This window comes from Coleofasciculus sp. E2-BRE-01 (assembly GCF_040221695.1).
Lineage (GTDB): Bacteria > Cyanobacteriota > Cyanobacteriia > Cyanobacteriales > Coleofasciculaceae > Coleofasciculus.
Map to the genome: position 1 here is coordinate 119307 of NZ_JAVKEA010000022.1, position 6439 is coordinate 125745.

A 6439-nucleotide genomic window follows, 5' to 3' on the forward strand; every position below is an offset into this window, starting at 1 on the left:
GAGGCAGTTCAAGATGGTACTCTCCGTCTTCCCTATCTCTGGGATTAGTTTGATTAGGGTTATCTACCGTTAACGATTATGCTGTCACCATTTTTCATACTATTCCTCTATGCTTCGCTTTGGGTTTGGTTTTTTGGTGGATTTACGGCTAAAAAGCCAGAGAAAAAAAAGACACCCGAAGAACTATTGGGAGAATCACTGTCTAAATACCTTTCTTCCTTAGACATTCCCAAAAAGAGTTAACCGATTAAGTTGACAAATCTCCAATACCTTTAGACAGACCCCACCCTAACCCTCCCCTTACCAAGGGGAGGTAACTCAAATGGCTTTAATTTAGGGGGTTAATGTCACTGGACTTGTAATTCATTTAAACTCTATTTCAACAAGTCGCTGTAGTAAGTCCGCCTCTTGAATCATTGCCTGACGAATCCGGGTAATCATATAGGAGGCGGTATTCTTGTTGACTCCAATCTTTTTCGCTAACTGACGCACACTAATCCGTTCCAGAGGATTGAGAACCAGATAAATTGCCAGAACCCATTTTTCTAAGTCAACATGCGTTTTGTGAAACAGAGTCCCAACTGTAACGCTATATGAAGTAAAGCATTCGTTACATTGATATCGACGTTCCTTTTTTAAGCGTCGAGAATGAGTTGATTGGCAATAGGGGCATTGGGGATACTTACCCCACCGGATTTGTTCCAGACGGGCAAGATAATTATCGTTTTTGTGGCTCATCTTTAGTTCCAAAATATGATGAACCAAAGATGAACCATAAAACTCCAATAAATAGGTGTTTTATGTCATATAGTGTTGCAGAAAAATGCCAAGGCGGATTGCCTCGGCACTGAATTAACTCGTTCTACTATTTCTGGGATTGAAGTGGAGAACAATGATGTTCGTTGTACTAAGAAATATTAAACAATGTCAAATTTTGACTATTTTCCGTTTCTTCTTCCCTTGTCCTTATGCTCAACTTGAATGGTGTCTGACTACTTAGCGTAAGGTATCGAGCCAAGCCATATCATCTTCATTCAAGGCGGGTTCTGGCGGCATCGAATAGTCAACCACCAAGTCAAGGGCGGCATCCTGATAGGCTTGTTCAAGTAAGGCAGCCAAATCGATCGCAGGTTCAACGTCTGCGGCGCTCAGGGGTAATAAAAAGACGGGTATTGGTTCCCGCAAATCAAAGGGATAGCGTTCTGCAGCAGGTCTTTCATTGGCTCGACTGACTAAGATTTGATAGTCTGCTTTACATCCACCTTCCAGAGGCATGGATTCACCACTTCTGAGCAGATCAATTTCGACCAAATGGGTTTGGCTGCTGAGTATAGTTTGACGCTTTTTGAGGTACTGCGATCGCCCTTCCCCTGATCGTTTATTCTTGGGTGATAGCACTTCAATAACCGTAATAACCTTGCGAGTAGCCACTTCGCGAATTTCCAAAAAGCGTTCGGTTACTTCTTCGAGCATAGGTACCGCCACGCGCTCAGGCTGGCTCAAAACGGCGGCTGAGGTAGAGGTTGTAGTGCGATTAGGGGTTTGCTGAATCACCGTTGTATCAGGAATACCCACTAAAACAGAATCTAGGTAAACCCGCTTATCGACAGCCGCCCGATATTTGGGGTTAAGTACTGGGTTGAGTGTCCTCATTAGCCCACTAATCAACCCGTAATGGATTTCGGGCCAAATGTCTGGTCGTTCCAGGTAGGGGTTCATGCCAGGAAAATTAGGTTGACTGGTCATATCAAGTCCGGTAGCGTCGGTTGTGTATTACTTGTAAGTTTTGAGGGGTGTAGGGGCGGGTTTCACTACTATCGTTTCTTGTTGACCCAGATGCAACTAAACCCGCCCCGATTAATCCTGGCGTGACCCAGCTAAAATTGTGGAATAGATTTGACGTTTAAACCGGGCGCAAGCCTTGCGCCCCTACAATTCTAATCCACCAAATCAGGTGTACCACGCCACTAGGACATGGTTTTGATTTAAATTTGGCTTTCTTTGACTAACTCTTTGGCTGTATTGGCGAGTTTTCTGGCTAAGGTAGAATCACCTTGTTTATCAGCAATAACTGCCATGGCTTGAAGCACCTCCGCATTCGTAACACCGCGTTCCTGCATTCCTTTGACTTCATTTTCAAGGTCTTGGGCTGAGGGTTTGATTGTTTTTTTTGATTCGGTCAAGGGTTATCTCCTAATCACGTATAAATTTGTTCACCGCATATCATAGCCAAACAGATTCGGATTAACCTCTCCTAATTCCAAATCATCTAAGCCATACTCGACCCAACGCCGATCAACCATAGCGGCGACATCCGCATCGGATTCCAATGGTTCGCCCCATTCATGTTCCGTTTCGGGAGGAATTTTAGTCGTTGCATCAATCCCCATACGTCCGCCTAAACCAATCTTTTCACTGGCAAAATCTAAGCTATCAAAGGGCGTATTCGGCAGAATAAAGACATCTCGCGAGGGGTCTACTTTGGAACTAATTGCCCACACCACTTGACGCGGATCACGGATATTAATATCTTTATCCACAACAATTACGAATTTGGTGTAGGTAAATTGGGGTAAGGCACTCCAAAAGGCTAAAGCTGCCCGTCTCGCTTGTCCGGGATAGGCTTTATCAATGGAAATAATCGCGGCTTTGTAACTGAGGGCTTCCATGGGGAGGAAGAAGTCCACAATCTCGGATACCTGTTGGCGTAAAATTGGCGTATAAATCCGATTGAGTGCGATCGCCATCATGGCTTCTTCCTTGGGGGGACGCCCACTGAAGGTGGTAAGATAGATGGGGTTTTGGCGATGGGTCATGCAGTGGAAGTGAATCACTGGGGAATCTTCGACGCCGCCGTAATACCCCATGTGATCGCCAAAGGGTCCATCAGGTAAGACTTCCCCTGGTGTGATTGTCCCTTCTAAGACAAACTCGGAATCAGCCGGGACTTGTAAATCTAGCGTCTTGCACTTTGCCAGTTGCACCCCAGAACCGCCGTAGAGTCCCGCAAACAGCCATTCGGAAAGGTCTACAGGAATCGGCGTGGCGGCTGCCATAATAATTAAGGGGTCAACCCCTAACGCGATCGCAATTTCTAGTTTCTTGCCATTCTGCGCCGCTTTGCGTAGGTGTCTCGCCCCACCCCGTACTGATAACCAATGAACACTCATGGTAGTCCGGGATTGGAGTTGCAGACGGTACACACCCACATTAGGAGTACCCGTTTCGCAATCTTTGGTAATCACCAACCCCAAGGTAATAATTTTGCCCGCATCCCCTGGATAAGGACGAATTAGGGGCAGTTTATTTAAATCTAGGGCGTCTCCTTCCACCACCACTTGCTGACAGGCGGGGAAAAAATCGCGTCCTGGTTTGGCTTTGACAACATCAAATAAAATCTTGCCAAACTCCACCGCCTGGGAAATTTTCTTCGGTGGTTTCGGCTGTTGCAGCATTCCCAGCTTTTTCCCCAATGTTTCCAACTCTTGGGGATGTTCCTTATGCATCGCCCAACACACCCGTTCCTCTGTTCCCATCAAGTTGATGGCGACGGGAAATGATGAACCCTTGACATTCTCAAATAATAGTCCGGGTCCCCCCGCCTGTAGCATCCGATTGGATATCTCGGCAATTTCTAAATCCGGGTCAACCAACGCCGTAATCCGGCGTAATTGTCCCCGTTCCTCTAAAAGCTGGATGAATGCCCGCAGATCTCTCGCCATAGTTAATTAAGATGTGTAAAGCTTTTTCTTTCTTTTATTATGGATGCATACGCCATCCTCTGTGCTACTTCGTGATATGTCTGATCCGTCCAGTGCGCCATTGGCAACTGATACAGCAATTATTGATCAAATATGCGATCGCGTTTACCAAATCGTCCTGGATATTCAACAGCAGCATCCGGAACTCCTCAAACAAAAGTACAGGATGACTCCCTGGCGTAATCCGCAGATTCAATCTGCCTTCATCACGAAGCTAAAAGCTAGACTGACTCAAGCTGAGGACGAGGAAACCAAACTGATAAACCTACGGCGTTTCCTAGAAATTTTACTCCTTCCCAGCTATTTTACCCAACCCAGTTTTGGTGAACTGACTCAAACCTTACAGTCTTTAATTCCTCAAACTTCCCCATCAGCGTCGCTGGAAGTGGTCAGTTCAGATAGTTCTGAATCTGTCTCCTCTCCGGCTTCAGTGACTAATGATTCCCCAGGTATTGCCATTCTTTTACTCGACGCCGAAAACCTACAACTTGATATCGAAACTGAAAGATTCCTGGCAAAACTCTGTACCTATCCGATTCAAATTAAAGTTGCCTTTGCCAATTGGCGCAGCCTCGGTAAAAAAGACGCAGAATTCCACAGTCGTGGATATGAACTGATTCACGTTCCACTGGGGAAAGATAGTGCCGATGTGAAAATGGCAACAGTGGGATCATCAATCTTTATCCATTACCCCAATACTAGGGAAATATTAGTTTGCTCCTCAGATGGCGTGATGACTCATCTTTATAATACGCTTCAAACTCATGGTTTTACAGTGTACTTAGTTCGCAAACAAGGAGATACTATCACCGTTTTAAATAGTGACACGAACCAAACTCACAACCATTCCCTGAGTCCGCCACCTGAAATTCTGGTTATTGAAGATTTTATTAATCAAATTAAGGCGATTATTAGACTCGAACAAACTCGCACCGGAAATCTTTGGGTTAAACTGTCTAAGGTTTCTAATTTATTTCGCCGCCAGCACCAGACAACAATGAGTTACGTTGTGTCATGGCACTGCCCGGGCAAAACGGTTCCAGATTTTTTTCTTGATTACCCGAATGAGTTTGTATTACATAACTTATCGGAACAGTCCGGTTTATATGTTACCTTGTTTGAAACGAATCCTTCAGTTATCGCTCCTACGAGTGCCTCGACCGAATCTCAAGTTTTAGAAAATTCCCAAAATACAACAATTAAATCCAAGGTTGAGCTAGAACAAGAATTAGCTAGAATTGTGAAAAAGCTCATGGCTGATTCAGGTCAACCCTCTGTTCCTCTCTCTAATGTTAGTACTGAATTCTGCAAACATCATAAGCAAGGAATTACTCAGGTGCTTAAAGAATTGGGTCTCGGTGTTAAATTTATATGTTTTTTAAAGCAATCTTCATTGTTTAAGCTTGAAAAATCCGGAATTAATTATAACATTGCCATTTGTAAGGCAGCAAAAAAAACAGAAATAGCGATTCAATCAACTAAAATGCAGATAAACTCCCTCAAAGAATTAGAGAAAATTATCAAAAAAATAATTGAGACAAGGATTCAGGTATTGGGAACTAAGGATATAGCAGTAAATGATCTAAAACAAGCGTTTCAGAATCAGTACCAAATGACAGCGGATGCCTGTGTGAAAAACTTTGAATCCAAGTCAAGTTTGATTAAATTCTTACGCAACCGTCCAACTTTGTTTAGTACAACGTTGATTAACACAGATTATCGAGTCGCGATCGCGAAAGAGTTAAACTGAAGATACATCCCATTCTCCTAACCAATCTCCAACGTATTCAAGAAGTCGGGGATCTAGTTCCTTACGTGTTGGACAATAAGTCTGTACCGTTATAGGATAAAAATAACCAGGGTTAATTTTGCGGAATTAGTCTGAGATTTAAAATGACAAGAGTCTATGATTTATTAATCCAAGGCGGTTTCGTCATGCTGCCCCTGCTGGGATTATCTATATTAACGATATCCTGTGGGCTAGATCGTGCTTGGTTTTGGTTTCAATTATTAAGCCAAGAAGCCACCCTGGTTAACGATGTGCTAGGGACGGCACATTCTAACTTAGAACAGGCTAGAGACATCGCTGAATCGGCTCAAAACTTGCCCATTGGTCGCTTTCTCTATGCACCCCTCAAGCTGAAACAGCCAACACCAGAAACCTTTCGTTTAGCCATGGAAGCCGCTGGTGATAAAGAATTAATCAAAATGCGAAAAGGTGAAAAACTACTGGAAACCATTGTAGCGGTTGCCCCTCTATTGGGTCTATTGGGAACGGTTACGGGTTTAATTAGTACATTCAATAACCTAAAAATTGGTGGGGGTGGGACAACCGTTGAGGCAACAAAAGTGGCTGGAGGTATTGGTGAAGCGCTAATTACTACAGCAGCGGGTATGATTGTGGCAATTATTGCGCTTTTAATTCTCCGAACTATCGTCACGTTACACTCCCAGCAAATGGACTACTTTGCAGAGGTGGGAAGTGAACTAGAACTTGTTTATCGCCAGGTTTGGTATGAACCCCCCCTCACCCTCTCCTGACAGGTGTAGGTTTTTTATTTTATGGTTGGGACTAGACTTGGAGGACAAGGAAGGAAAGAAGACAAGGGGGGAAAACCGTACAGAATTCGGTTCGGTCAAACTAACTTCTAAAAGCCGAAACGCCCTATTTTTCGTTC

At 44.0% G+C, this 6439-nt stretch carries 6 protein-coding genes; 2 read left to right on the forward strand and 4 right to left on the reverse strand.

The genetic code is table 11. The annotated features are described in order from the left end of the window. Window positions 1-363: 363 nt before the first annotated feature. The 4 genes from RIG66_RS02895 to RIG66_RS02910 all read right to left on the reverse strand — a co-directional run bounded on the left by RIG66_RS02895 (window position 364) and on the right by RIG66_RS02910 (window position 3722). On the reverse strand, window positions 364-738 hold the full coding sequence (locus RIG66_RS02895; RefSeq protein ID WP_446375023.1) for a transposase: 375 nt from the start codon (window positions 736-738) through the stop codon (window positions 364-366). 258 nt (window positions 739-996) lie between these two features. Then, window positions 997-1746 carry a DUF4058 family protein gene (locus tag RIG66_RS02900; RefSeq protein WP_446375025.1) on the reverse strand — a complete coding sequence of 250 codons (750 nt, stop codon included), beginning with the start codon at window positions 1744-1746 and terminating at the stop codon, window positions 997-999. Between the two features lie 239 nt (window positions 1747-1985). Then, window positions 1986-2183 carry a hypothetical protein gene (locus RIG66_RS02905; protein WP_446375027.1) on the reverse strand — a complete coding sequence of 66 codons (198 nt, stop codon included), beginning with the start codon at window positions 2181-2183 and terminating at the stop codon, window positions 1986-1988. A 30-nt stretch (window positions 2184-2213) separates the two neighbouring features. After that, window positions 2214-3722 carry a UbiD family decarboxylase gene (locus RIG66_RS02910; RefSeq protein ID WP_446375029.1) on the reverse strand — a complete coding sequence of 503 codons (1509 nt, stop codon included), beginning with the start codon at window positions 3720-3722 and terminating at the stop codon, window positions 2214-2216. A 43-nt stretch (window positions 3723-3765) separates the two neighbouring features. Here RIG66_RS02910 and RIG66_RS02915 point away from each other — a divergent pair, with 43 nt between their 5' ends. Next, entirely contained in the window at window positions 3766-5511 is a 1746-nt protein-coding gene (locus tag RIG66_RS02915) for an NYN domain-containing protein (RefSeq protein WP_446375031.1), read from the forward strand. A 143-nt stretch (window positions 5512-5654) separates the two neighbouring features. Continuing rightward, the gene (locus RIG66_RS02920) at window positions 5655-6302 is read left to right on the forward strand and encodes a MotA/TolQ/ExbB proton channel family protein (RefSeq protein ID WP_446375033.1); all 648 of its coding nucleotides are present in this window, start codon (window positions 5655-5657) and stop codon (window positions 6300-6302) included. The last annotated feature ends 137 nt before the right edge of the window (window positions 6303-6439 follow it).